We start from the raw sequence: 23,469 nt of genomic DNA, 5'->3' as shown, positions 1-23,469 counted from the left end.
GCGGCAATGCCCTCGCGTTGATTCGGAAACAAAATTCGGTCATCCGTTTTTGACCTCATCACGTTCACTTTCCTTGACCGCTGTAGTGATTGGATTCTTCTTCCATGACAACGTCAAAATTAACAGTCACCGATGACTTTCCGCCGGTCGATTATGACACGTGGCGGCAACAGGTCGAATCCGATCTGAAAGGGGCACCGTTTGATCGCAAATTGGTGTCGCACACCTACGAAGGCATCGACATCCAACCGGTTTATTCATCGAAAGACCAGTTGGACGGGACCGACCCTCTGGGCGTTCCCGGTGCGGTGCCGTTCACGCGTGGTGCCCATCCGATGGGCCCGATCATGTGCGGCGTCGACCAGCGTCAAGAACACACACACCCTGATTTGGAAGCGGCCAACCAAGCCATCTTGGGCGACCTGGAAGGCGGCGTGACCTCCCTGACCCTGCGTCTGGACAAGGCCACGCGTGCGGGCGTTTCGGTGGAACAGGCCGAAGATTTGGCCGGCGTCGACGGTCTGATGGCGTACCGTGTCGAAGACTTGGATGAACTGCTGGAAAAGGTTCATCTGGAATTGATCGAGATCGGGATCGACGCCGGTGCCAGTTATTTGCCGGCCGCGGCAACCTTGGCGGCACTTTGGAACAAGCGTGGCGTCCCCGGCGAAGCAGCACGCGCCAGCTTCGGCGCTGATCCGCTGGCAACGTTGGCCGCCGACGGTCGCTTGCCGATGTCGATGGGCCAAGCGTATCGCCAGATGGCCGAACTGGTCCGCTGGACGAAAGCCAACTATCCCAAGTCGACGGCGATTTGTGTCAACACTGCGGTCTATCACAACGCCGGCGCGACGGCCGCTCAGGACATCGCGTTCGCGCTGGCCACCGCGGTCGATTATCTACGCGGTCTGGAATCCGAAGGCGTCGCCATCGACGATGCGGTTTCACAGATGCTGTTCCGATTCAGTATCGGCACCCACCACTTCTTGGCAATCGCCAAGTTGCGTGCGGCACGATCGTTGTGGTCGCGTGTGTTGCAAGCCTGTGGCGCGGCCCCGCGTGGCATGCGGATTCACACTCGCACCAGTGATCGCGTGATGACCCAGCGTGACCCGTACGTGAACATGCTTCGCAATACGGTCGCATCGTTTGCGGGAATCGTCGGCGGGGCCGAAATCGTCACCTCGGTTCCTTTCGACGAAGCGTCCGGATTGCCCAACGCATTCAGCCGACGAATCGCCCGTAATACCGTGTTGATTCTGCAAGAAGAATCGCACATGCACCGCGTGTTGGACGCGTCGGGCGGCAGCTGGTTCATGGACGATCTGACCACCGAACTGTGCGAAAAGGCTTGGGAGATTTTCCAAGGCATTGAAAAGGCCGGCGGAATGGCGGCCGCACTGCAAAGTGGTGCGATCGCCGAACAGATCGACGCCGCTTACGCCCCGCGTGCCAAAGACATTGCCAAACGCCGCGAAGGCATCACCGGTGTCAGTGAGTTTCCCAATCTGACCGAAGAACCGGTCAAGCATTCGCCGCCGGACATGGACGCTTTGTTGGCGGGCGCCAAGAAACGGGTTGCCGCGACAGCACCGACAGCGGAAGCCATCGACGGCGACGACCGTCTGGCACAATGTGTCGCCGCGGCCGAACAGGGTGCGACGATTGCCGCCCTGGCACAGCGTCTGGGGCTGCAACAAGAATCAACCGACGCCAAGGTGATCGAACCGCACGCATTCGCCCAGCCGTTCGAAGAGTTGCGGGATGCCAGCGACGCTTGGATGGAAAAGCATGGCAACCGACCTCGCGTCTTCTTGGCCAACATGGGCCCGGTTGCCCACCACACGGCTCGCGCAACCTATGCCAAAAACTTCTTCGAAGCCGGTGGTTTCGAAGCGGTCACCAACGAAGGCTTTGCGGACGCCGATGCGGCGACGGCGGCCTTCAAGGAATCCGGCGCGAACGTCGCCGTGATCTGTTCATCGGACAAACTTTATCCCGACATGGTTCCACCGGTTGCAGGCGGCCTGAAGGCTGCCGGAGCAAAGACCGTGGTGCTGGCCGGACATCCCGGCGACAACGAAGCGGCGTGGCGACAAGCCGGCGTCGATCGATTCATTTTCATCAAATGCGACGTGCTGGCCACGCTTCGCGAACTGCTGCGTGAAGAGGAGGTACTTTCGTGATGACTGCGATACCGAATTTTGCCGACGTCGCTTTGAAGGGCGATGCGAACACCGTGGGTTCCCCCGACGACTGGAAACAATCGGTCGGCGGTGACCCGCAACGACTGGGCTGGCAAACCGGCGAACAGATTCCGATCCAAGCGTTGTATTCGCAAAAGGACCTGGAAGACGTCGACCACTTGCAGACGATGCCGGGATTCCCACCGTTTCTGCGTGGCCCCTACGCGACGATGTACGTCATGCGTCCGTGGACCGTCCGTCAGTACGCGGGTTTCTCCACCGCCAAGGAGTCCAACGCATTTTATCGCCGTAACTTGGCCGCCGGCCAAAAGGGGCTGAGCATCGCGTTCGACTTGGCCACCCACCGTGGTTACGACAGCGATCACCCACGTGTCGCCGGCGATGTCGGTATGGCCGGCGTCGCGATCGACAGCATCTATGACATGCGAGTGCTGTTTGACGGCATCCCGCTGGATCAGATGAGCGTGTCGATGACGATGAACGGTGCCGTGTTGCCCGTGATGGCGCTGTACATCGTCGCTGCGGAAGAACAGGGCGTCGCACCGGAGAAACTGGCCGGCACGATCCAGAACGACATCCTGAAGGAGTTCATGGTTCGGAACACGTACATTTATCCGCCCGAGCCCAGCATCCGCATCATCGCCGACATCTTTGACTACACCAGTCGCAAGATGCCGCGATTCAACAGCATCAGCATCAGCGGTTACCACATGCAGGAAGCCGGTGCGACGGCCGACCTGGAATTGGCGTACACACTGGCCGATGGCTTGGAATACGTCCGAACCGGATTGCAAGCCGACTTGGACGTTGATTCGTTTTGCCCCCGACTGTCGTTCTTCTGGGGCATCGGCATGAATTACTTCATGGAAGTCGCCAAGCTTCGTGCCGCGCGGCTGATTTGGGCCAAGCTGATCAAACAGTTCAATCCCAAGAATCCCAAGAGTCTGTCGCTGCGAACCCACAGCCAAACCAGCGGCTGGAGCTTGGTCGCACAGGACGTCTACAACAACGTCGTGCGTACCTGTGTCGAAGCGATGGCGGCCACCCACGGCCACACCCAATCGCTGCACACCAATGCGCTGGATGAAGCGATCGCATTGCCGACCGATTTCTCCGCCCGAATCGCACGAAACACGCAGCTGTTCCTGCAACAAGAAACAGACACCTGCAACGTTGTCGATCCTTGGGGCGGCAGCTATTACGTCGAAAAGCTGACGCATGACTTGGCTCAACGCGCTTGGGAACACATCACCGAAGTCGACGAAGCGGGCGGAATGACCAAAGCCATCCAAGCCGGCATTCCCAAAATGCGGATCGAAGAAGCTGCCGCTCGGACGCAGGCACGGATCGATGCGGGACTGCAGCCGGTGATCGGCATGAACAAGTATCGCTTGGCCCAAGAAGACGACCTGAAGGTGCTAAGCGTCGACAACACCGCCGTGCGACAGGCACAAATCGAAAGCTTGAAAAAGCTGCGTGAAGACCGTAACGAGGGTGAAGTCAACGCCGCCCTGGCCGCTCTGCGACACGCCGCCGAAGAAGGTTCGGGCAACTTGCTGGAATGTGCCGTCGATGCCGCTCGTGTCAAAGCGACCGTGGGTGAAATGAGCGATGCTTTGGAATCGGTCTACGGCCGATACGAAGCGCCCGTGCAAACCGTCCGTGGCGTTTATGCCAACGAAACCAAGGGCCAGGATGCCGTGACGCGAGTCCAACAGTTGGTCGAAAAATTCGAAGAAGCCGAAGGACGTCGGCCACGAATTTTGGTCGCAAAAATGGGCCAAGACGGTCACGACCGCGGTCAAAAAGTGATCGCGTCTGCCTTTGCCGACCTTGGCTTCGACGTCGACATCGGTTCGCTGTTCCGCACGCCAGCCGAAACCGCCAAGCAGGCGGTCGAAAATGACGTCCACGTCGTGGGGGTCAGTTCGCTGGCCGCCGGGCACCTGACGCTGGTGCCGGAACTGAAGCAAGAACTGGAAAAGCTGGACCGTGAAGACATCATGATCGTCGCCGGAGGGGTGATCCCGCCGCAAGATTACGATGCCCTGTATGCGGCCGGTGCCGCAGCGGTCTTCGGACCCGGTACCGTGATCAGCGACGCCGCCGTTTCGTTGCTGGAAAAGCTGGCGGACCAGTTGGAAATCCAGCTTCCCGGTACGGCGGACACGGCGGTCTGATGACAGATCGACCGACCGCCAAACCCCAAGCACGCGCCCGCAATCGCCCCACCGCGGATGACTATTTCCAAGGCATCCGCGATCGCAACCTGTCGATGTTGGCGCGTGCATTCACCCTGGTCGAATCCAGCAGTCCACGGCACCAAAAAGTCGCCGAAGAATTGCTGACTCGGCTGATGCCCTTGACCGGAAACGCGTTGCGTATCGGTATCACCGGGGCACCCGGGGCCGGCAAAAGCACCTTCATCGAAGCGTTCGGATTGCTACTGGTACGTCAGGGCAAACGGGTCGCCGTGTTGGCGGTTGACCCGTCCAGCGGCGTCAGCGGCGGCAGCATCCTGGGCGATAAAACACGGATGACCAATCTGTCGTCAGAAAAAGACGCGTTCATTCGGCCATCGCCATCGGCGGGCACCCTGGGCGGTGTCGCCCATAAGACCCGTGAATGCATGCTGATCGCCGAAGCGGCCGGATTCGACGTGATCCTGATTGAAACCGTCGGCGTGGGGCAAAGCGAAACGATGGTCGCCGACATGACCGATTGTTTCCTGGGGCTGATGTTGCCCGGCGCCGGCGACGAACTGCAAGGCATCAAACGTGGCTTGTTAGAACTGGTCGATGTGATCGCGGTCAACAAAGCGGACGGGAAAAACAAAGACGCCGCGGAACTGGCGGCACGGCAATACCACAACGCTCTGGATTCGATCACCGGACGACACTTCGATGACGCACCGGCCATTTTGACGTGCAGCGCACGCGAAAATCTGGGCATCGACAAGGTTTGGAAAGCGATCGAAAAGCGTTGTCGTCTGCGCAAAGATTCGGGCGATTTCCAGCGACGTCGACAACAGCAAAACCTACGTTGGCTGTGGTCCATCGTCGAAGATCAGCTGCGTCACGTCATGCACACTCATCCGGCCGTACAAGCCATCTGCAACGATGTGGAAACGAACGTCTTGGACGGATCGATGCCACCGGCGGCCGGAGCACGACGTTTGTTTTCGGCTTTGAACCTTGATTCCCGCAACCTTTGATCGATTCCCATGGGCCTTATCAAAACTGTGCGTGGTTTCACCCCACAACTTGGTGAAAATTGCTTCCTGGCAGACACCGCGGTGGTGCTGGGCGACGTCGTGATGGGCGATGACTGTTCGGTATGGTTCAACACGGTCGTTCGCGGCGATGTGAACTCGATCCGCATCGGCAACCGTGTGAACATCCAAGACGGCGCCGTGCTGCACACGCTGTATCAGAAATCGGTCATCGACATCGCGGACAACGTTTCGATCGGCCACAACGTCTGTGTGCACGGCGCCAAGATCGAACAGAACTGCTTGATCGGCATCAATTCGGTGATTTTGGATCACGCGGTGATCGGTGAAGGATCGATCATCGGTGCCGGTTCGGTCGTCTTGCAGGGAACGAAAGTCGAACCCGGCAGTCTGTACGCCGGTACGCCGGCCAAACGGATCAAAGATGTCGATCCGGAACAGGCCAAGGAGATGATTGAAAAGATCGCCAAGAACTACCTGTTCTACGCCAGTTGGTTCAAAGACGAACAAGAGCCTGGCCAAGACTAGGACCGAAGTCAGCTCGATCGAAATCACCCAAGTGGCCTGATCAAAACGTTCAGGGACGGGCGGCCCACGCGTGCGAACGCGGCGGAGCGACTGCACAAAAAAAGCGGCACATCGCTGCGCCGCTTTCGTTCGTTGTGTCCGACTAAGCCACCGAACTGGTTTCGCCTGCCAGCATATCGCCGTGACGCATCAGGTTTCGGTGCATATCGAAACAGCGTTCCAAATCGTGATAAATGTGCCCGGGCTTACACTTTTCGATGTAGCGATGCAGCATGTCGCGATACATCGGATGGGCACAGTTGTCGATGATCAATCGTGCACGCTGTGCCGGTGCAACGCCGCGCAAGTCGGCCAGACCTTGCTCGGTCACAATGACTTCGACGCTGTGTTCGTTGTGATCGACGTGGCTGCACATTGGGACAATCGTCGAAATCTTTCCATCCTTCGCTGTCGACGGACACACGAAGATCGAAAGGTAGGCGTTGCGGGCAAAATCACCGCTGCCGCCAATACCATTCATTATGTTTTGGCCGCAAACGTGCGTGGAATTCACATGACCATAGAAGTCGACTTCCAACGCCGTGTTCATCGCGATGACGCCCAACTGACGGACGATCGCCGGGTTGTTGCTGATCTCCTGAGGACGAAGCACGATTCGATCGCGATAAAAATCGATGTCTTCGGAGATCTCTTGGATTTGTTCCGGCAGCAAGGTCAAACCACAAGAACTGGCGCCCTTCATCCGGCCGCTTTTCAACAGACGGAACGGCGCCGGCTGTAGCACCTCGGTGTACATATAGAAATCGGGGATTTCCGTGCTGGCACCGATGCCTTCGGTCACCGCGTTGGCGACGTTCCCGACACCGCTTTGCATCGGCAGGAATTCCTTGGGAATGCGTCCGGCGGCCAATTCTTCGGTCAAAAACTGGACGACATAGCCGGCAATCGCGCTGCTTAATTCGTCCGATGCGGTGAAGCCGCCCAATTCGTCAGGTTGGTCGTTTTCGACGATCCCCACGATTTTGGACGGATCGACCTGGGCGTAGCGGGTTCCGATGCGCTGCAGCGGATGATCCAGGGCCAGCGACTTGCGGTGGGGCGGCGTATCGGGAACCACGACATCGGCCATCTTGCCGATTTCTTTGGATTGGCCGCGATTCAATTCGATGATGACCTTCTTTGCCTTCAACAGAAACGTCGGCGATGCCCCCACCGATGTGCTCAAATAAACTTTTCCGTCTTCGGTCACGTCGGTGGCTTCGATCACCGCAACGTCGATATCCCCGAAGTGCCCGAACAGAACGGATTGGGGCAAGTGCGACAGGTGCATGTCGACGAATTCGACTTCGCCTTTGTTGATGCGTTGTCGCAACGGGCGTGACGATTGGTAGGGTGCGCGCCAACTGACCGCGTCGGCTTCGGCCAACGCGTCATCCAAGCTCGTACCGGTGCTGGCGCCGGTCAAAACACGGATGCGAAACGGCTGGCCCGCTTCATGCAAAATCTTGGCCCGGTCGGCGATCGCACGCGGTACGGCTTTGGCGGCACCGGCGGGCGTGAACCCGCTCATTGCCACCAGCATGCCATGGTCGATCAGTTCGGCCGCTTCGGCAGCGCTAAGAATGGGAAAAGCGCCGGACATTTTCATTTCCTTATCGGTGAGGCAGGTCAGGGGTTACGCCCGAAATGAAGTGGAACGTTGTGACGTTTAATCGATCTCTCGTCGCCAACAACCGACGAATCAAGGACAAGTTGTCGCATAAGGATTTTCACGACAAACGAAATCACACATCCGCCATCTAACCCTCGTAGATAGACCGCCGTGTGAAATATTGTCAAGTCGGTGCGGCGATCTGGTGCGCAATGTCACAGCCACCATTTTTTTCAGCGATCCACGGGGCTTTCACAGGGTCGCTACGGCGGACATCATGCCCGAAACGCTCGTCTTTGTACACAAAACAGCGCCTTCACTGGTTTCACATCGATCGTCAGGCGGCTCCTGACAGCCGTCGGGTCTCACGCTAGCTTATGCCGATGTGACAAGTGGTCTGAAGCTTGTCTTACTTGGTCGCACAACACGGTTGTGGTGAATTGATGGCTATCGAAAAGTCACTGTTAGAACAGTTGAAAGAACGTCGCGATCAGCGGCTGGTGGGCGGCGGCAAAGAACGCATTGCCAAGATCCACGCCAAAGGCAGCATCACGGCGAGGGAACGATTTGACGCACTGTTTGACGACGGCACCTTTCAAGAATGGGGGCTGCACGTCGAACACAACTGTCACGATTTCGGCATGGAAAAGAAATTCATGCCCGGTGATGGTGTGATCACCGGCGTCGGACAGGTCGATGGACGTCCCGTTGCGGGATTCAGCCAAGACTTCACTGTCGGCGGCGGTGCACTGGGACAACGTCATTCGCAAAAGATCTGCGACGTGATGGACTATGCCGCTAATTGCGGATTGCCCTTCGTCGCGATCAACGATTCGGGCGGGGCTCGGATCCAAGAAGGGGTCGATGCCCTTAGCGGTTACGGCCAGGTCTTCTATCGCAATGTGGAACTGTCCGGTCTGGTGCCACAAATCGCCGTCATCGCCGGCAGCTGTGCAGGCGGCGCCGCCTATTCGCCGGCGTTGATGGACTTTTTGATCATGACTCGTAAGAACGCGAGCATGTTCATTTGCGGTCCTCAGGTGATCAAAGCCGCCACCGGCGTGGACACCACGATGGACGAAATCGGCAGCGCCGCGGCAAACGCGGCGATCAGTGGCAACGTGCACTTCGTCGCCGAGGATGATCAGCACGCATTGGAATTGGTCCAGGAACTGTTGTCCTACTTGCCGTCGAACAACTTGGACAACCCGCCGCACCATCCGATCGAAGACATCAGCATGGTGCCGGACACGTCGATCGATGATCTGGTGCCCGCCGATGCCAAGGGCGCGTTGGACATGGAAGCGGTGATCCAACGCATCGTCGATGACGGACGCTTCCTGCAAGTTCATCAAGAATTCGCAAAGAACATCCTGGTCGGCTTTGCACGGATCGACGGCGTCGTCGTCGGGATCATCGCCAACCAACCGATGGTCAAGGCGGGAACGATCGACATCGATGCCTCGGACAAGGCATCACGTTTCATACGATTCTGCAATGCCTTCAATATCCCGCTGGTCACTTTGGTTGACGTCCCCGGGTTCTTGCCCGGTGTCCAACAAGAACAGGGCGGCATCATCCGACACGGCGCCAAAATGCTGTTCGCCTACTGCGCCGCAACGGTCCCCAAAATCACGGTGATCACCCGCAAAGCCTATGGCGGTGCTTACTTGGCGATGTGCAGCCGCGACATGCGTGCCGACGTCGTCTTTGCATGGCCGACCGCCGAGATCGCCGTGATGGGCGCCGAAGGAGCCATCAACGTTCTTTACCGCCGCGAATTACAAGCGGCCGAAGACAAACAGGCCAAACAGGCCGAATTGGTCAAGGAATACCATGACCGATTTGCTTCGCCCTACATGGCCGCATCGCGCGGGATGATTACCGATATCATTCAGCCATCGATGACGCGAGCGAGCATTTCGCTGGCGTTACGCAACACACTTCGCAAGAGTGAAACTCGTCCACCCAAGAAACACGGCCTGATCCCGCTGTAATCCACCGGAATGCTTTGACCATGAAAAAAATGCGAATCACTGTCGGTGACAAATCCTATGAAGTCACCGTCGAACACTTGGAAGACGACGATGCCGTTGCGGGTGCGCCACAACCGGCCGGCCCACGACCGGTTTCGCCGGTTGCTCCGGTGCAAAAAGCTGCCGCGCCCAGCCCCAAAGTGACTTTGGCGGCCGGTGCGATCACCAGTCCGATGGCAGGCGTGGTCCTGTCGGTGGCCGTGAAAGAAAACGACAGCGTCGACCAAAACGATGTCTTGTTGGTCTTGGAAGCGATGAAGATGGAAAACCAAATCATCGCGCCGGCCGGTGCCAAAGTGAAAGCCGTTCACGTCAAGGCGGGTGAATCGGTTCAGGAAGGCCAATTGTTGGTTGAACTGGAATAGCCGTTCATCACCCAATCCGTAACGACGTTTGATTCCCGGGCTTGCTTTATCGAGACACCCATGGCCCCGTTTCCTGCCCTTTCCCCGCTGTGCGGGTCAGTGCTGCAATGCTGTTTGGCGCATCCCATCGCTGCGATGGGGTGGGTGATGCCGATCGGTCTGCTGCAAGCCGCCGACACAACGACCGGCGATGCCGTACCGGCGGTCGATGGCGACGCGCCGTCGGCGATGGACACTTTGTTTTCAGATTTTGGCATTCCGCTCGCCATTCTTGGGATGGTCGTCGTCTTCATGGCGTTGATCATTTTGATGATGGTCATCACGGCCATGCCGCGGTTGATCGCCTTGATGGAAGGCAAGCCAGGCAAATCATCCGCCACCGATGCGAAGACAAAATCTGCCACTTCGCCCGTCCCCGACGATGCCGACGACGACGAACTGACGCCGGAATTGGTTGCCGTGCTGACCGCCGCAGTGGCGGCAACAGAACGCCGCCCCGTACGCATCGTTCGGACCCGCCGTCTGACACCATCGGAATTGGCTTGGACGCTGGAAGGGCGAATCCGGCATCACGCTTCGCACCGTCTGCAGCCACGAAATCGCTGATCATCCACCTTTGTAAATCGGTAAAGCAGCCAAGATGAACGCTTGGGACTACCTTTCGGCCAAAGCCGGCCAATTGCTTGAAACCACCGCGTTTCCCAGCATGCAGGCGGGCAACCTGATCATGATCGTGATCGGGATGATCTTCATTTATTTGGCGATCGCTAAACACTATGAACCGCTGCTGTTGGTTCCGATCGGTTTCGGAATCGTCGTCGGCAATATCCCCAGTGTGCCCGGAATGCCGCTCAGCGTTTACGACGAAGGCAGCGTGCTGCGGTATCTGTACTTTGGGGTGGAAAGAGGGGTATATCCACCGCTGATCTTCCTTGGCATCGGCGCGATGACCGACTTTTCGACGATGCTGTCCAGTCCCAAGTTGATTTTGTTGGGGGCGTCGGCGCAAATCGGTGTCTTTCTGACCTTCCTGGGCGCCATCGCGCTCGGGTTCGGCCCGAACGAAGCTGGCGCGATCGGAATCATCGGTGGTGCGGACGGCCCCACCGCCATTTTCTTGTCCTCGCGTCTGGCGCCTCAATTACTTGGGGCCATCGCGATCGCCGCCTATTCGTACATGGCTTTGGTTCCGGTGATCCAGCCGCCGATCATGAAGTTGTTGACGACCAAAGAAGAACGGCTGATTCGCATGAAGCCGTCTCGTCAGGTTTCCACACGCGAGCGCATCCTGTTTCCCATCGTTGCGTTCATCGTTTGCACCATGTTGGCTCCCGGTGCCATCGTGCTGATCGGCATGCTGTTCTTTGGCAACTTATTGAAAGAATGCACGGTCACCGACCGTTTGGCGGCGACCGCTCGGGCAGCGATGATCGACATCGTGACCGTGCTGCTGGGATTCTGTGTGGGGGCCAGCACCAGCGCCCCGTACTTCCTGAAACGAGAATCAATCATGATTTTCGCTCTCGGCGCGCTCGCTTTTGCCATCGCAACGGCCAGCGGCGTGCTGTTCGCAAAATTGATGAACCTGTTTTTGAAAGATAAGATCAACCCATTGATCGGTGCGGCCGGCGTTTCGGCTGTGCCTGACTCGGCACGCGTCGTTCACATGGTCGGCCAAGAAGCCGATCCCCAAAACTTTTTGCTGATGCACGCCATGGCCCCCAACGTGGCCGGAGTCATCGGATCGGCTATCGCCGCCGGGGTCCTGTGGAGCCAACTGGCCAGCTGAGACTTCGCGGCATTCGCCGGCGTCCGGATCACGGCGTCATTTCCACGATACGGCAGGTGGGGCGACCGCCGCGTGAATCGCGACGACCTGCAGAGCCAGCGTTTATGAATGTCGCCCCGCGGCGTTTGAGCAGGCTAGTCACAGCACGCGTTTTTGGATCGCTGGCCGCGTCGAGTTGCCGAACCACACAGCGGCGGCCGTAAATCCGTGTCGAGCAAGCGGAGGCTGTCTCGTATAGGCAACGCAACCATCTGTCGCGGCAAAACCAAAGTTGCGGCTGATTGTGCCTGACGCCAAACACAAGCATAATCTGGACGTTTGCGCCGTCGCATCACCTAATCCGCCCGCTAGCGGCCACCCTGGTCCCCTTGCGGCATGGGTCGGATGAAACCGGCCGTTCCCCCCAACGCCACCACTGACAGAAAGGTTTCTGTACTCATGGGCATCTTGGACGTCATTGTCTTCGTCGGCTTTGTGATCGCCGTCATATCGATCGGTTTGTACAAGAGTCGTGAAGAGGACGACGTCAAAGACGCCCAGGATTACTTCCTGGCCGGACGTGGTCTGACGTGGTACTTGGTCGGCTTTTCGCTGATCGCCGCGAACATCTCCACCGAACAATTTGTCGGCATGACGGGTAAAGCGGCGGATTGGTTGGGGATGGCCATTGCCAGTTACGAATGGATGGCAGCGGTCACGCTGGTGGTCACCGCGTTTGTGTTTCTGCCGGTGTTTCTGAAAAGCGGGATCTATACGATCCCCGAATTTTTGGAATACCGATACAACGCCTTCGCACGAACCGTGATGGCCATCAGCACGATGATCATTTTGGTGGGCGTTCCGACGGCGTCGGTCATTTTCTCCGGTGCAAAGGTCATCACGGGCAATTTCCAAGGCATGGTGGTCGCCGGTTTGGACCTGGGGAACATCACCGTTGGTTGCTGGATTATCGGCATCCTGGCCGCCGTGTATGTGTTTGCCGGTGGCTTGAAAGCCTGTGCCTGGGCCGACCTGATTCAAGGTTCGGCATTGATCGTCGGCGGTGTCATCATCGCCTGGTTTGCGATGTCTTTGATGGGCAACACGGCGCCGGAAGAATTGATTCAAACCGCTCGCAACGATCAGGTGACGGTGGAAAGCCTGGAATCGGCGGGTCCGATTCAACGTTTTTGGGATTTGAACAAAGGCGATTTGCCCGAAGGCAAGTTGCACATGGTGCGTCCGACCGACGATCCCGAAATTCCGTGGACCGCGTTGCTGGTCGGCTTGTGGATTCCCAACTTTTTTTACTGGGGATTGAACCAATACATCACCCAGCGAACTTTGGGATCTCGATCACTTGCCGAAGGCCAAAAAGGGGTCGTGTTTGCCGCATTCCTGAAACTGATCATCCCGTTCATCGTGGTGATCCCCGGCATCCTGGCGTTCAACCTGTTCAACAGCGAACTACGCAACGACGCCTCGGGGCGAAACGCGTTGCTGATTTCCGCCAATTCCCCGGATCTTTACCAGACGCTGGATTCGAGCATGAAACCCGATCCGGCCAGCGATCGAAACACGCTGATCTTGGAAGCGATCGAAAAGAATCTGGCAGAAGCTGATCCCGGTTCAAAGATGCTTTACGCCTTTGACGAAGAGTTCGCGGAGATGCATCCCGAGAACTCACTGACACTGCTACAGCACAACCAATCGATCGCGGGAAGCGGATCGTCCGCTGAAACAATCCCCGATGGCGACGATCCGGCGATGGCTCTAGTGATCGCGAACGACACGACGATTCAAGCAGCCACCGAACAGTTGGGCGATTCGATCGGGACCGAAACGCTGATCGCACACGATTACGATAATGCTTTCCCCACGTTGATTCGTGAATTGTTGCCGATCGGTGTGGGCATCAAAGGCTTCGTTCTGGCCGCCATCTTTGGCGCTGTCGTCAGTTCGTTGGCATCAATGTTGAACAGTGCATCGACGATCGCGACGATGGACATCTTTTACAAGCTGAAGCCCAATGCGTCGCAAAGCCAATTGGTCATGGTGGGTCGAATCTGCACGATCGTTTTTGTCTTGATCGCTTTGCTAATCGCGCCCTTCCTAGGCCACCCGTCGTTCGGCGGAATCTTCACCTTCATCCAAGAATTCCAAGGGTTCATTTCACCCGGGATTTTGGCGATTTTCATCTTCGGCGTGCTGTTCCACAAAGCACCTCGATCCGTTGGAACGATCGGTCTGTTGTTGAACCCCGTGCTGTACGGTGCCTTGAAATGGATGCCCGCGACGGCAGACATCACCTTCCTGAACCGTATGGCGATTTGCTTCGGAACGGTCTTAACGGTCCTGGCTTTGGTCACATTGATACGACCGATGAAGGAACCGGTTACTTTGCCCGTCAACGAACAGATCGACCTGACGGGTTCCAAGGGCGCGAAATTCTTTGGCGGCCTAGTAATCGTCCTGATGCTCGCCCTGTACATCGTGTTCTACTAAGCCGAACACAACGTGTTATTGCAAAGCCGGGATGCCCACGCGTTGCGTCATCCCGGCATCTTGAACCGTGGCCTAAGATACCGCGACCAACCAGCGGACTTGAAACGGCCGCAGCGAAATGGCGTCGCCCGAGGCAAGGGATTGATCGGCCAACAGGTCGTGGTCGGTTGCAATCGGAATTTGGTCGCAACTGACCTCTCGGGCCGAATCGGACAAATTCGCCAGCACGACGATTCGTTGATCCGACACCTCGCGAACGAACCCAAGCAATCCGTCGCCCGGTAAGTCCAAAACCTGTTGCCCGGCAATCGGATGAAAAGCCGGTTGCAGACGACGCAGTTCCAACAATCGGCAATAGCCGTCGAACACTCGCCGCTGTAATCCTGCCGCATCGGCCAACGCGTTTTCCAATTCGTCGCGTTCGTATTTGTGCCGATTGATTCTGCGATTCTGACCGGATTCATCCGCCGCGGCGACATCATTGGGGGATCCAAACAGACTGTGGAAATACACGGCCGGAACCCCCTGCATTGAAAGCATGATCGCCTGGGTCGCCAAGAATCGCCGTGAGTGTTCGGCCGGTTCGATCGTCGACCGATCGGCGACGGCGTCCAAGTACGTGATGTTCAGCTCATAGGGGCTTTCGGTCCCATCGCTTTGCGAACGCATGTTGACGCGACCACCATGACGTCGCACGACATCCACCAGATGGTCCAACCGCTCGCGCGGCACCAAACCTTCCAAGGGGCGAACCCCCACACCGTCGTGGCTGGCAGTGAAGTTGAAGAACGTCGTTTGATTCGTGGGCGGCCGCAGCGACTTCATCCAGTCTCGCAACACCGTCGTGTCACCACTGTGAATCGCGTCCAACAACAGGGGCGGCAAACTGAATTGATACACCATGTGGGCTTCGTCGGTGCCGTCACCGAAGTAGCTGATGTTCTCTTTGTGGGGAACATTCGTCTCGGTCAAAACAATCGTTCCCGGCACGGCGGCATCCAAAACCGCACGCATCAGACGAACGATGGCATGAGTTTGTGGCAAATGCATGCAGGATGTGCCGACCTTTTTCCACAGGAACGCAATCGCATCAAGTCGAATGATCCTGGCACCGCGTTGTGCGTACAGCACCAGCGTTTCGATCATCCGCAGCAGAGTTGCCGGATCACCGTAGTTCAAATCAACTTGATCGGCGCTGAAAGTTGTCCAGACGTGCTTGGTTCCCGACGCTGTTTCGAAAGGTGTCAGCAACGGCAGACTACGCGGACGCACCACGGCCGAAAGATCCGCGGTCGGGTCTTGATCGATGTAGGCATTGCGAAACGGTTCTTCGTCGGCCAAGAAACCTTGAAACCAGCGGTGGGACACCGAGGTGTGATTGGCGACCAAGTCGAACATCAAATCAAAATGCTGGCCCAAGCGTGCGATGTCATCCCAGTCACCCGATTCGGGATCGACGGCCAAATAATCGACCACCGAAAAACCGTCATCGCTGGTGTAGGGACAAAACGGCAGCAAGTGAATGCACCGGAGCTTTTGATCCAATTCCCAATCCAGGAAGAAACGCCGAAAAGCTTCCAGCGGATGCAGACCGGGCTGACGAATTTGGTCGGCATAGGTGATGCAAACGACGTCGTTTTGGTCCCATAACGATTCATCGCGCGGCTTGGCATTGGCTGATTCGACCAGCCGATGGAGTGCTTCGCTCAGCTCCGTCGGCACGCTGCCATAAATGTCCGCAAGAATGGAATCAAACTGGCCGCAAGTCATCGGGTCGGTCAAAGGTTGTCCTGTCCGGTAAAGTTGGTCACCAAAGCGCGCAACTTTCGTCGCAATACGCTGTAACTGAAGAACGCTTTTCCGATTTCGTAATTGAAATCGACCATTTCTTCGCGGAAACGTTGATCACGAATCACGCGTTCGACCTTTGATACCACGTCCTGCGTCAGGTATCCGTCCATGGCGATGACCTTTGCGCCTTTGGGCTCGATATCAGCCACAAAAATCGAATACCGGTTCACCAACACGGGTTTCCGATAGTAAAACGCTTCCAGCAAGGCGTTGCCGAAACCCTCGTAAATGCTGGGGTAGGTGATGAAGTCGGCTTGGGAATACGCATCGGCCAACGTGTAGACTTTGCGTCCGTCTTCGGTCAGCCCACGTTTATCGCCAACGTGTTCATCGGCCAAACGCAAGTCGACGCCGCTTGATTCGGCCAGTTCCATCAACGCGGCCAAATATTCGTTGCCTTCATCGCCACTGGCGTGGCTGATGACCAGTTTGCACTTGTCATTTCGCAGGGCGGCAACCAGAGCGATGGAATGCTCGATCCCCTTTCGCGGGACGACTCGAGTGGGTTGCAGGAACAGGATGTCGTCATCGTCCAAGCCGATGTCACGCCGAAAATCGCGAACGTATTCGTCGGGCTCGGGCGGCTCGGTGTCGAAATCCAAGACGTTGGGAACCAGCGTCGACGAAACACCTCGGCGGTGCGAAAGGTCTTCCTGGGCGAATGAGTTGATCGTGACGTTTTGAATCTGGGGCAGGGCGGGTGGAAACGCCATCCACAACATGTCGGTCACCGCACTGACGCTGAAGCGGTCCCGTTCCCAATAAAAATCATGGTGGTGGGCGATCGTCGGAAACCCGGTTTCGGCGATGAAGTTCGTCAACGCGACGCCCAACGGGATGTTCATCGGGATGGTCAACGCGTTCTGTACGATCAACAAATCCAGGTTGTATCGCCGAGTGAACTCGTACAGCGTCCCCTTCAAATAATCCGCCAACGTGTAAATGCGTTGGGTCACATCAGGGGTTCGGGTTCGTGTCCCAAAGGCACGACGGTTGATCCATTGAATGTCGGGATGTCCAAAATAGGCATGCGGGACGACCATGGAACTGTCTTTGTCCCGATCGCTTAGGCCCGAGTACCAATAGCTGACGTGGCGATGGTCCCACAGCACTTGTGCCCATTTGGCACTTTCCAAAGAAACCCCGTCTGTTCCACTGAACCGGGTTCCGACAAATCCGATCTGAACGCCCATGGTTGCTAAATCTGAGTCTGTGGTCGCGAAGTTTCTTGGCGTTTGACCCGATGATCGCGGTCGTTTTGCTGGTATCCGCCGACTGACGATGGTGCGAATTTTCGGCGTTGCCCTCACCGACACCTTGGTCGCAAAGGCTCCTCGGTTGAATTCGGCCGTCAGGATCCGCCAGATTCCTACAGCGTCGTTCGGTGCTCCGACCGTCTAGCCAAGACAATCTAACAACTGCGTCAATTCGGTCACTACGAGATCGGGGATTTTGTCACGACAACGCGGATCGTTGGCGCGATCACGCAAGCTACGACGATCACCCGCATACCAGGCCGTTTTCAGTCCCGCGTTGCCGGCCGCCCAAACGTCGTTCAGCATGTCATTGCCGACGTAGACCGCTTGCTCCGGTGCGATCCCGGCTTTTTCCATCGCGCGAACCAGCACATCGAACAGTCGGGGCCCCGGCTTGGATTGCCGAAAACGGTTTGAAAACACGCACAGATCAAGATCGAAGGGGCCATCGGCCAACGCAGCGTCGGAAAGGGCCTGCACCAAGTCGATCGTGAAAACCTGGGCATTGCTGACGATTCCTAAGCGAAAATCCCGGTTCCGGAGCTCCGTAATCACCTTCGCGGCCGACGGCATCGGCCATGTCGGGTTCGCGATCGACTCGTAACGTGCCGCAACTTCCGACACCACACGGGCATCCCAATGCGAAACCCCGCAAAGGGAACGAATTTCTTGGCGGTTCAAAAACTTGTCCCAGATGTCCAAGATTTCGACTTCGGGGTTCGGACGCTCGGCCCCCCGGTGCGCATCGTTTTCATGGACGATCGTTTCGATCAAACCCTGCTTGGAAACCACCGGAACATCGACGCCACAAACCGCACCAATGGCACGCCGAACCGGATCCAGCCGTTCGCCAACGCCTGCATCAGATGCGGGATCATCGACGGTGGGCGGATCGACGGCGGCACCGACTTCACCACTGCCACTGATCAACAGTGTTCCATAGACATCGAAGATGACGGCACGGATCGACCGCAGCGGCTTCAGCGACGGCCGGACCGACGTCGGCAGCGGATCCATGGGGACCTGGTGCTGGACGACGGCAGACAGCGTTTCGTTGCTATGATTCATCCGGCGATGGGATCTTCGGTACGACAGGGAAAGAAACGATGGGACTGAACGATACGGCCAAACGCCAGGGATGCCGAAGCGGGGTGTTCCAGCGATGGCGGGTCATCGATTGACAACACACTGCGATACGCGTGAAGCAAACGATCGGCCTGGGCGGACAATCCGAAGCGAATGCGAATGACTTCGCCGTTATGTCGAATCTGATCTTCATTCGGGCCGGAGTTTGATTCTTTCATCGCTTCCAGCAATGGTGCCGAGCCTTCCTTGCACGCGGCTTCGAAGCCGACGTCCTCGGAACACTGCCGAAGGATGGAAATTTGATGCTGCGGCGTCAACATCGCAAAGTCCAACGTCTGAGACTTTTTCCATGGATGCAAGTGAACTTCCGCCGCCGCGACCGCTTCGTCCACAAACGGCGGGGGCAAACCGGCGTAGGCCTGATCGACCGCCATTTGATACTGCTGCAATGCCTTGGCGTGCTCCGGTGCATCCAATGGAACGGGAATCGCGTCGTACCCACCGGAAAGATCCACACCGGCATCTCGAAAGTCATCGACCACGCCATCGATACGCCGCGCCAACACACGGCGTCCGGCCAACCACGGTTCCAGGTAGACCATCCCGAATCCTTCAGCCACGCTGGTGGATAACACGAAACGACTGGCACGCAGATTGTCGGTGAATGAAATCTGATCCGACAGTCCGGCGTCGAAAATCGCCCGGGGCGCAACCTGACGGCCCAACGTACGCCAACGACGATACGACTCCGCCTCGATCGGTGTTGCCGGACTTAAGGTGATCCCGGCGTAGTGATTCGCCGGCACCCAGCGTGACAGTAACAACCACTCGCCGACGTTCTTTCGCCGTATGCCTCGCACCGGATACAACGTCCATTCCGCATCACTGGGCAGACGCATCGCGCCGCGGACCTTTTGAATCGCGTCTGGATCACTGCGACCGGATACGTCCTGTTTGGAATCATCATCCAACCGCACACTGTTGGGCAACGTGTGAACGCGATCGGTGTCGATGCCGATTTGCCGCAGGACACTGGCATCGCCCCCGGTCAAAGACGCATAGTGAATTCTTGGACCACTGGGATAGATTCGGTCGCCCCAATGCCTCGGTGATTCCAACTCCATGGACGTGATCAAGCGTCGAACATTGCCTGGTCGACAGTCTTCGGCAAAATCATGTATTTGCAACAAGAACCGCCAACCTTCGCCCGCCAGTTTTGAAATCACATCGGGGGCGGCAACATTTTTGCCCAAGCTGTGGTTATGCCAATGCAGCACGGTGTTGTCGGGCGACAATCCGGCATCTCGCAACATCTGCTTCAACGACGCGACCAATGCGTCGACCTTGGCCGGCAGGTTTGACGGCGAAACCACTTGGTCGTCATAGTCAAATCCATCGACCTGATGGATCCGACATGTCGCCTTGGCGAAGTCATCCAAGCCCGAGATCCGATCTTCGGCCACCAAATGAATCGACGGAGCAGGGCTTAACGAACAAAGCGCGCGAATGTGATTGCATACGACTTGGGTGACACCGCCACGTTCAAAGTGACAGTGCAAAATGACCACATTCCAATCATCGTTCAACGCGTTTTCGCCTTCTTTCTAGCCTGGGGTTCGATCGAATCCGGATCAAACTGTCTCAAGTCGGGGGTTTCCGTTTTGAAACCGTCCTTTGGCACATCGGCACCTGTCGACCAAGCAATCCCGTTACAGATCAATGTTCTTAGCGGATCGTTGGCCCAATTGCGATAATAGTGGGGCATGACGATACCGAAACCGCGTCCACCGTCGGTTCGATCGATTCCCCAAGCGACGACCTGACGTTCCGGAGCCTCCGGCGGCAACATCGAAGTCGCCAGTGGGATCGCCCCCGGCAACATGCGATTGGCTTCGGGGCCAAAATAATTGTTGATGTACGGTTCGTCATGCAACGTGAACGGTTCCCATCCGGCCCCCACCGGATGATCCGCCGACGCCTTTTCGATGGTCGCCGCGTCAAAGATTCGCGCGACCGATCGGCGATGATCACAGCGTGTTGCGAAATAGCCCCCCATCCACTGCAACAATGGATGCTGACCATCCGGACCGACATCCTTGGCCTCCAAACCGGTCGCATAGTGCAGGCACACGATTCCACAGCCGCGATCCATCATGCCTGACAATTCATCCAGAATGGATTCGGTGTTGGCAAACTTGGTCGGCGGAAACATGTCGCCGATGAAGACAACGGAATCAGCCTTGGATTGCGTCTGGGCATCCGGCCAATGATCCACAACGGTGGCACGAATGGGCGGTGCATTGAGCGGGTGCATCATACAGTGTGCGACCAACCGTCCGCCCGCCGCCACCTCATGAGTTCCCGGCGGATGCGTGCTGGGTCCGACCACCACCAGGATTTGTTTTTCGTTTTCCTCCAAGGCTGCCGCGTCGGCCTTCACGCTTGGGGTGTCGTCCGCCCATGATCGGAACGGCAAAATTGACAATGCCGTGATCAAGCTGCGTCGCAGCCCATTGGCCGATCGACGGAAACCCGAACGGTCGTTTTGTTGATGTGCCATGACCAAGCCGTTACCGAAGCCACCAGCAGCGACTTCTTGATGAACCAGCGAAACAAATCCGCAATCATGATAGACGACCGCCGGGCGGCTTTGTGATAGCGACGGCTTCGCCGCATCGGCCGGTCCCATGGAGGCGCGATGGAACGCAAAAAACCGCGGATACACATCGGTGCATCCGCGGTTGCTCGCTGGATTTATTTATGTGAGGGGGGGCCCGTCTTCGATCAGGCTTCCCGATCGACCATCGGACTCCAAGTCACGCGAAAACCAGTGGTGGTCGCTTCGGTGGCGGGATTCAATTGCACATCGTCGCCATTCAATTGCGGTTGCGGCAGCTCTTGCAAATCATCGGCGTCGGCGTTGTCATCATCGGAATAATCCCGGCGCACGCCTTCTAACTCGGTTTGTGCATCTTCGGTCATTTCCGCGTCCTCGTCATCCTCTTTGGCCGGTGATCGGCTTTCGACGACCTCCGACGGCTGAACGACCGTGGATCCGGTGACGATCGGAGATTCATAAATTGTTGATCCGGAAACCGGAACGCTGAACGAACTGTAGCCTTGGCTGATCGCCGGGCTGAACGGATCGATGTAGCTGAGCGGAGTTCGCTGCACGACCGTTTGTGGCATGTCCACCATGACGGTGTAGGGGACGTATTCCTGACGTGTCACGGGACGCATGACTTTGCGTTCAACGGCCTCTTGTTCGTAGTACGGCACGTTCACGACTTCCTTCTTCGTCTCGTAAACCATGCGTGTCGTCTGGACCGGCACCTTACGAACCTTTTCCTCACGAACCCAACGTTGGCTGGTGACCGGTACCCGTCGAGTCAGCGTTTCGGTCACCGGACGCCGAACCGTCACGGGAACTTTGCGGGTCAGCTGAACGGGCACCATACGAGTCGTTTGCACGGGCACGTTTTCCGTGACGACTTCGCTTTCCATACGTTGAACCTGCACCGGAATTTGTTGCCGAACGACTTCGGTTTGCATTCGTTGGACTTGAACAGGCGTTTGGACCTGTTGGACTTCCGGCACGTATGTCGTCCGAGCGACTTGTTGATTCACGTAGTTTGGACGGTATGCCATCTGTGTTTGCACGGTCGGGGGCGTCACCTGAGGAACCAATACCGGTGCACCCCGATTCAGGGAGAAGATTCCCAGCGGACCGGGGACGGCATAGGCATTACGCTGCCAACCGACACCGTATTGCAGTTGTCCCGGAGTCACGACTTGTTGGGCGACGTAGCCACCGGCGTCGACCACTTGGTTTTGAACCGTGGTGACCGGTCGCATCGACGTGTACTGCTGCGTCTGCATGATCGTTTCGGTGACCGGACGCTGAACAGTGTATTGCTGTTCGCGCATCTGGGTTTCGGTGACCGGGCGCTGGACCGTGTACTGTTTTTGGTAGTACTTTGTCTCGGTAACCGGCTGATACTGAGTCACCGATTCTTCACGTTCGGACGTTTCATCGACGTATCGTGTCCGTGTCACTTCTTCGTCGCGATACGACGTTTCGGTGACGGGCTTGAGCACCGAATAGGTTTCTTCGACATACCGGGTTTCGGTGACCGGCTTGGCGACACGGTATTCGCGTTCCTCTTGGCGGTACTTCAACACCGGTCGATAGGACAGCTGAGTCTCTTCGACATAGTCGGTCTTGGTCGAAAGACGGTACCGCGTTTGGGGTACTTTCTGGACCACGGTTTCGCACTGCAGTCGATAGGCAGGTTCGAAACAACAGGCGTCTTGTGCCAGCGCAAAACCACCGACTTGGGACAGCGAAACGGTCCCGCACAAAACACTAGCGGCCAGACGGCGAATGGATCGGTCAAACATGGTGGTGTTGGGTCGGTCGATCGATGTTGTGAAACTGGCGTTCCGAAGGAGCGAAGCAGCCGGTGGTGGCCTTTCGACTCGGGAACGGCCGCCAACAGCGGCGATGGACGTGACCAACCGGCGACGGCAGTCACGTTGTCGAAATCATTCGCGCGACGCGGGGTGGGGAAAAGACCCGCCACACGCCGGTATCCCGACAAATCAAGACTACGCAAGCCTTTAGCAATTTGGTGAAAAATCTGTGGAAAAACGACGCTTTCTGTGCCCCCAGGCCCCGGAATCTTCGCCAAACCGCCCGGTCTGTTTAGTCCACGCCACAGTCGTTGCCTTTTCACCACACCGCCCGGACGCCCGAACCGTTCAAGACGGCCGCCTGTTTCCCGGCAAAAGCGTTACAAACCGGAAAGTCGGTTTCACCAACAAAGCCAGTCTCCGGCGTGGTTCCGATAAGACAGCGTCACGCCGCCTTCCGCCGGAGACAACACGTGCGCCGGAGACGACATTTGGACGCGTACTGAAATGACGCACCGCTTTCGGACTATCATCCTGGACGTCCTGCGACGCCGGAAAACCAAGCTGCCTG

The 23,469-nt window shown here is 57.3% G+C and carries 16 protein-coding genes; 9 read left to right on the top strand and 7 right to left on the bottom strand.

The window, feature by feature from the left end; translation table 11 throughout:
* Positions 1-104: 104 nt before the first annotated feature.
* Genes HFP54_RS02625 through HFP54_RS02610 form a run of 4 tightly spaced genes read left to right on the top strand, consistent with a single transcriptional unit; the run spans position 105 to position 5,967 of the window.
* On the top strand, positions 105-2,186 hold the full coding sequence (locus HFP54_RS02625; RefSeq protein WP_168563943.1) for a methylmalonyl-CoA mutase family protein: 2,082 nt from the start codon (positions 105-107) through the stop codon (positions 2,184-2,186).
* Entirely contained in the window at positions 2,186-4,387 is a 2,202-nt protein-coding gene (scpA, locus tag HFP54_RS02620; protein WP_146412270.1) for a methylmalonyl-CoA mutase, read from the top strand. Before HFP54_RS02625 ends, scpA begins: the two co-directional genes overlap by 1 nt.
* Positions 4,387-5,421: a methylmalonyl Co-A mutase-associated GTPase MeaB gene (meaB, locus tag HFP54_RS02615; protein WP_146412267.1), complete on the top strand. Its 1,035-nt coding sequence runs from the start codon at positions 4,387-4,389 to the stop codon at positions 5,419-5,421. The genes scpA and meaB overlap by 1 nt, the downstream gene beginning before the upstream one ends.
* Positions 5,422-5,430: 9 nt before the next feature.
* Positions 5,431-5,967 carry a gamma carbonic anhydrase family protein gene (locus tag HFP54_RS02610; RefSeq protein ID WP_146412265.1) on the top strand — a complete coding sequence of 179 codons (537 nt, stop codon included), beginning with the start codon at positions 5,431-5,433 and terminating at the stop codon, positions 5,965-5,967.
* Between the two features lie 142 nt (positions 5,968-6,109).
* Here the strand turns inward: HFP54_RS02610 and scpC are convergent, their stop codons facing one another.
* The gene (gene scpC / locus HFP54_RS02605; RefSeq protein WP_168563942.1) at positions 6,110-7,609 is read right to left on the bottom strand and encodes a succinyl-CoA:acetate CoA-transferase ScpC; all 1,500 of its coding nucleotides are present in this window, start codon (positions 7,607-7,609) and stop codon (positions 6,110-6,112) included.
* A gap of 452 nt (positions 7,610-8,061) precedes the next feature.
* On the opposite strand from scpC, the gene HFP54_RS02600 reads away from it, so the two are divergent.
* From HFP54_RS02600 to HFP54_RS02580, 5 genes are all read left to right on the top strand, one after another.
* Positions 8,062-9,615 (top strand): acyl-CoA carboxylase subunit beta, encoded by a 1,554-nt coding sequence (locus HFP54_RS02600; RefSeq protein ID WP_146414241.1) that lies wholly within the window; start codon positions 8,062-8,064, stop codon positions 9,613-9,615.
* 20 nt (positions 9,616-9,635) lie between these two features.
* Complete coding sequence (locus HFP54_RS02595; protein WP_145301049.1) at positions 9,636-10,019, top strand: biotin/lipoyl-containing protein; 384 nt, start codon at positions 9,636-9,638, stop codon at positions 10,017-10,019.
* Positions 10,020-10,079: 60 nt separating this feature from the next.
* A complete protein-coding gene (locus HFP54_RS02590; protein ID WP_235951199.1) occupies positions 10,080-10,625 on the top strand; it encodes an OadG family protein in 546 nt (181 codons plus the stop codon).
* A 34-nt stretch (positions 10,626-10,659) separates the two neighbouring features.
* The gene (locus tag HFP54_RS02585) at positions 10,660-11,808 is read left to right on the top strand and encodes a sodium ion-translocating decarboxylase subunit beta (RefSeq protein WP_146412263.1); all 1,149 of its coding nucleotides are present in this window, start codon (positions 10,660-10,662) and stop codon (positions 11,806-11,808) included.
* A gap of 438 nt (positions 11,809-12,246) precedes the next feature.
* Positions 12,247-14,292: a sodium:solute symporter family transporter gene (locus HFP54_RS02580; protein WP_168563941.1), complete on the top strand. Its 2,046-nt coding sequence runs from the start codon at positions 12,247-12,249 to the stop codon at positions 14,290-14,292.
* Between the two features lie 72 nt (positions 14,293-14,364).
* Here HFP54_RS02580 and HFP54_RS02575 read toward each other — a convergent pair whose 3' ends face one another.
* The 6 genes from HFP54_RS02575 to HFP54_RS02550 all read right to left on the bottom strand — a co-directional run bounded on the left by HFP54_RS02575 (position 14,365) and on the right by HFP54_RS02550 (position 22,886).
* Positions 14,365-16,062 (bottom strand): alpha-amylase family glycosyl hydrolase, encoded by a 1,698-nt coding sequence (locus tag HFP54_RS02575; protein WP_168564181.1) that lies wholly within the window; start codon positions 16,060-16,062, stop codon positions 14,365-14,367.
* Between the two features lie 8 nt (positions 16,063-16,070).
* Positions 16,071-17,336: a glycosyltransferase family 4 protein gene (locus HFP54_RS02570; RefSeq protein ID WP_168563940.1), complete on the bottom strand. Its 1,266-nt coding sequence runs from the start codon at positions 17,334-17,336 to the stop codon at positions 16,071-16,073.
* A gap of 204 nt (positions 17,337-17,540) precedes the next feature.
* Positions 17,541-18,467, bottom strand: a complete 927-nt coding sequence (locus HFP54_RS02565; RefSeq protein WP_168563939.1) for an HAD family hydrolase — start codon at positions 18,465-18,467, stop codon at positions 17,541-17,543.
* Positions 18,464-20,071 (bottom strand): glycosyltransferase family protein, encoded by a 1,608-nt coding sequence (locus HFP54_RS02560; RefSeq protein ID WP_168563938.1) that lies wholly within the window; start codon positions 20,069-20,071, stop codon positions 18,464-18,466. The genes HFP54_RS02565 and HFP54_RS02560 overlap by 4 nt, the downstream gene beginning before the upstream one ends.
* Complete coding sequence (locus tag HFP54_RS02555) at positions 20,068-21,210, bottom strand: hypothetical protein (protein ID WP_235951197.1); 1,143 nt, start codon at positions 21,208-21,210, stop codon at positions 20,068-20,070. Before HFP54_RS02555 ends, HFP54_RS02560 begins: the two co-directional genes overlap by 4 nt.
* Positions 21,211-21,269: 59 nt before the next feature.
* Positions 21,270-22,886: a hypothetical protein gene (locus HFP54_RS02550; protein ID WP_168563937.1), complete on the bottom strand. Its 1,617-nt coding sequence runs from the start codon at positions 22,884-22,886 to the stop codon at positions 21,270-21,272.
* Positions 22,887-23,469 lie beyond the last annotated feature (583 nt).

Origin of the sequence: Crateriforma spongiae, from assembly GCF_012290005.1 — a bacterium.
GTDB classification, from domain to species: domain Bacteria; phylum Planctomycetota; class Planctomycetia; order Pirellulales; family Pirellulaceae; genus Crateriforma; species Crateriforma spongiae.
The sequence above is the reverse complement of the archived record's forward strand: the minus strand, read 5'-3'. Positions and strand labels throughout refer to the sequence as shown.

Excerpts from the sequence above, each read along its gene's own strand:
- HFP54_RS02625 (WP_168563943.1), top strand. The coding sequence starts at position 105 with ATGACAACGTCAAAATTAACAGTCACCGATGACTTTCCGCCGGTCGAT.
- scpA (WP_146412270.1), top strand. The coding sequence starts at position 2,186 with ATGACTGCGATACCGAATTTTGCCGACGTCGCTTTGAAGGGCGATGCG.
- meaB (WP_146412267.1), top strand. The coding sequence starts at position 4,387 with ATGACAGATCGACCGACCGCCAAACCCCAAGCACGCGCCCGCAATCGC.
- HFP54_RS02610 (WP_146412265.1), top strand. The coding sequence starts at position 5,431 with ATGGGCCTTATCAAAACTGTGCGTGGTTTCACCCCACAACTTGGTGAA.
- scpC (WP_168563942.1), bottom strand. The coding sequence starts at position 7,609 with ATGTCCGGCGCTTTTCCCATTCTTAGCGCTGCCGAAGCGGCCGAACTG.
- HFP54_RS02600 (WP_146414241.1), top strand. The coding sequence starts at position 8,062 with ATGGCTATCGAAAAGTCACTGTTAGAACAGTTGAAAGAACGTCGCGAT.
- HFP54_RS02595 (WP_145301049.1), top strand. The coding sequence starts at position 9,636 with ATGAAAAAAATGCGAATCACTGTCGGTGACAAATCCTATGAAGTCACC.
- HFP54_RS02590 (WP_235951199.1), top strand. The coding sequence starts at position 10,080 with ATGGCCCCGTTTCCTGCCCTTTCCCCGCTGTGCGGGTCAGTGCTGCAA.
- HFP54_RS02585 (WP_146412263.1), top strand. The coding sequence starts at position 10,660 with ATGAACGCTTGGGACTACCTTTCGGCCAAAGCCGGCCAATTGCTTGAA.
- HFP54_RS02580 (WP_168563941.1), top strand. The coding sequence starts at position 12,247 with ATGGGCATCTTGGACGTCATTGTCTTCGTCGGCTTTGTGATCGCCGTC.
- HFP54_RS02575 (WP_168564181.1), bottom strand. The coding sequence starts at position 16,062 with ATGACTTGCGGCCAGTTTGATTCCATTCTTGCGGACATTTATGGCAGC.
- HFP54_RS02570 (WP_168563940.1), bottom strand. The coding sequence starts at position 17,336 with ATGGGCGTTCAGATCGGATTTGTCGGAACCCGGTTCAGTGGAACAGAC.
- HFP54_RS02565 (WP_168563939.1), bottom strand. The coding sequence starts at position 18,467 with ATGAATCATAGCAACGAAACGCTGTCTGCCGTCGTCCAGCACCAGGTC.
- HFP54_RS02550 (WP_168563937.1), bottom strand. The coding sequence starts at position 22,886 with ATGTTTGACCGATCCATTCGCCGTCTGGCCGCTAGTGTTTTGTGCGGG.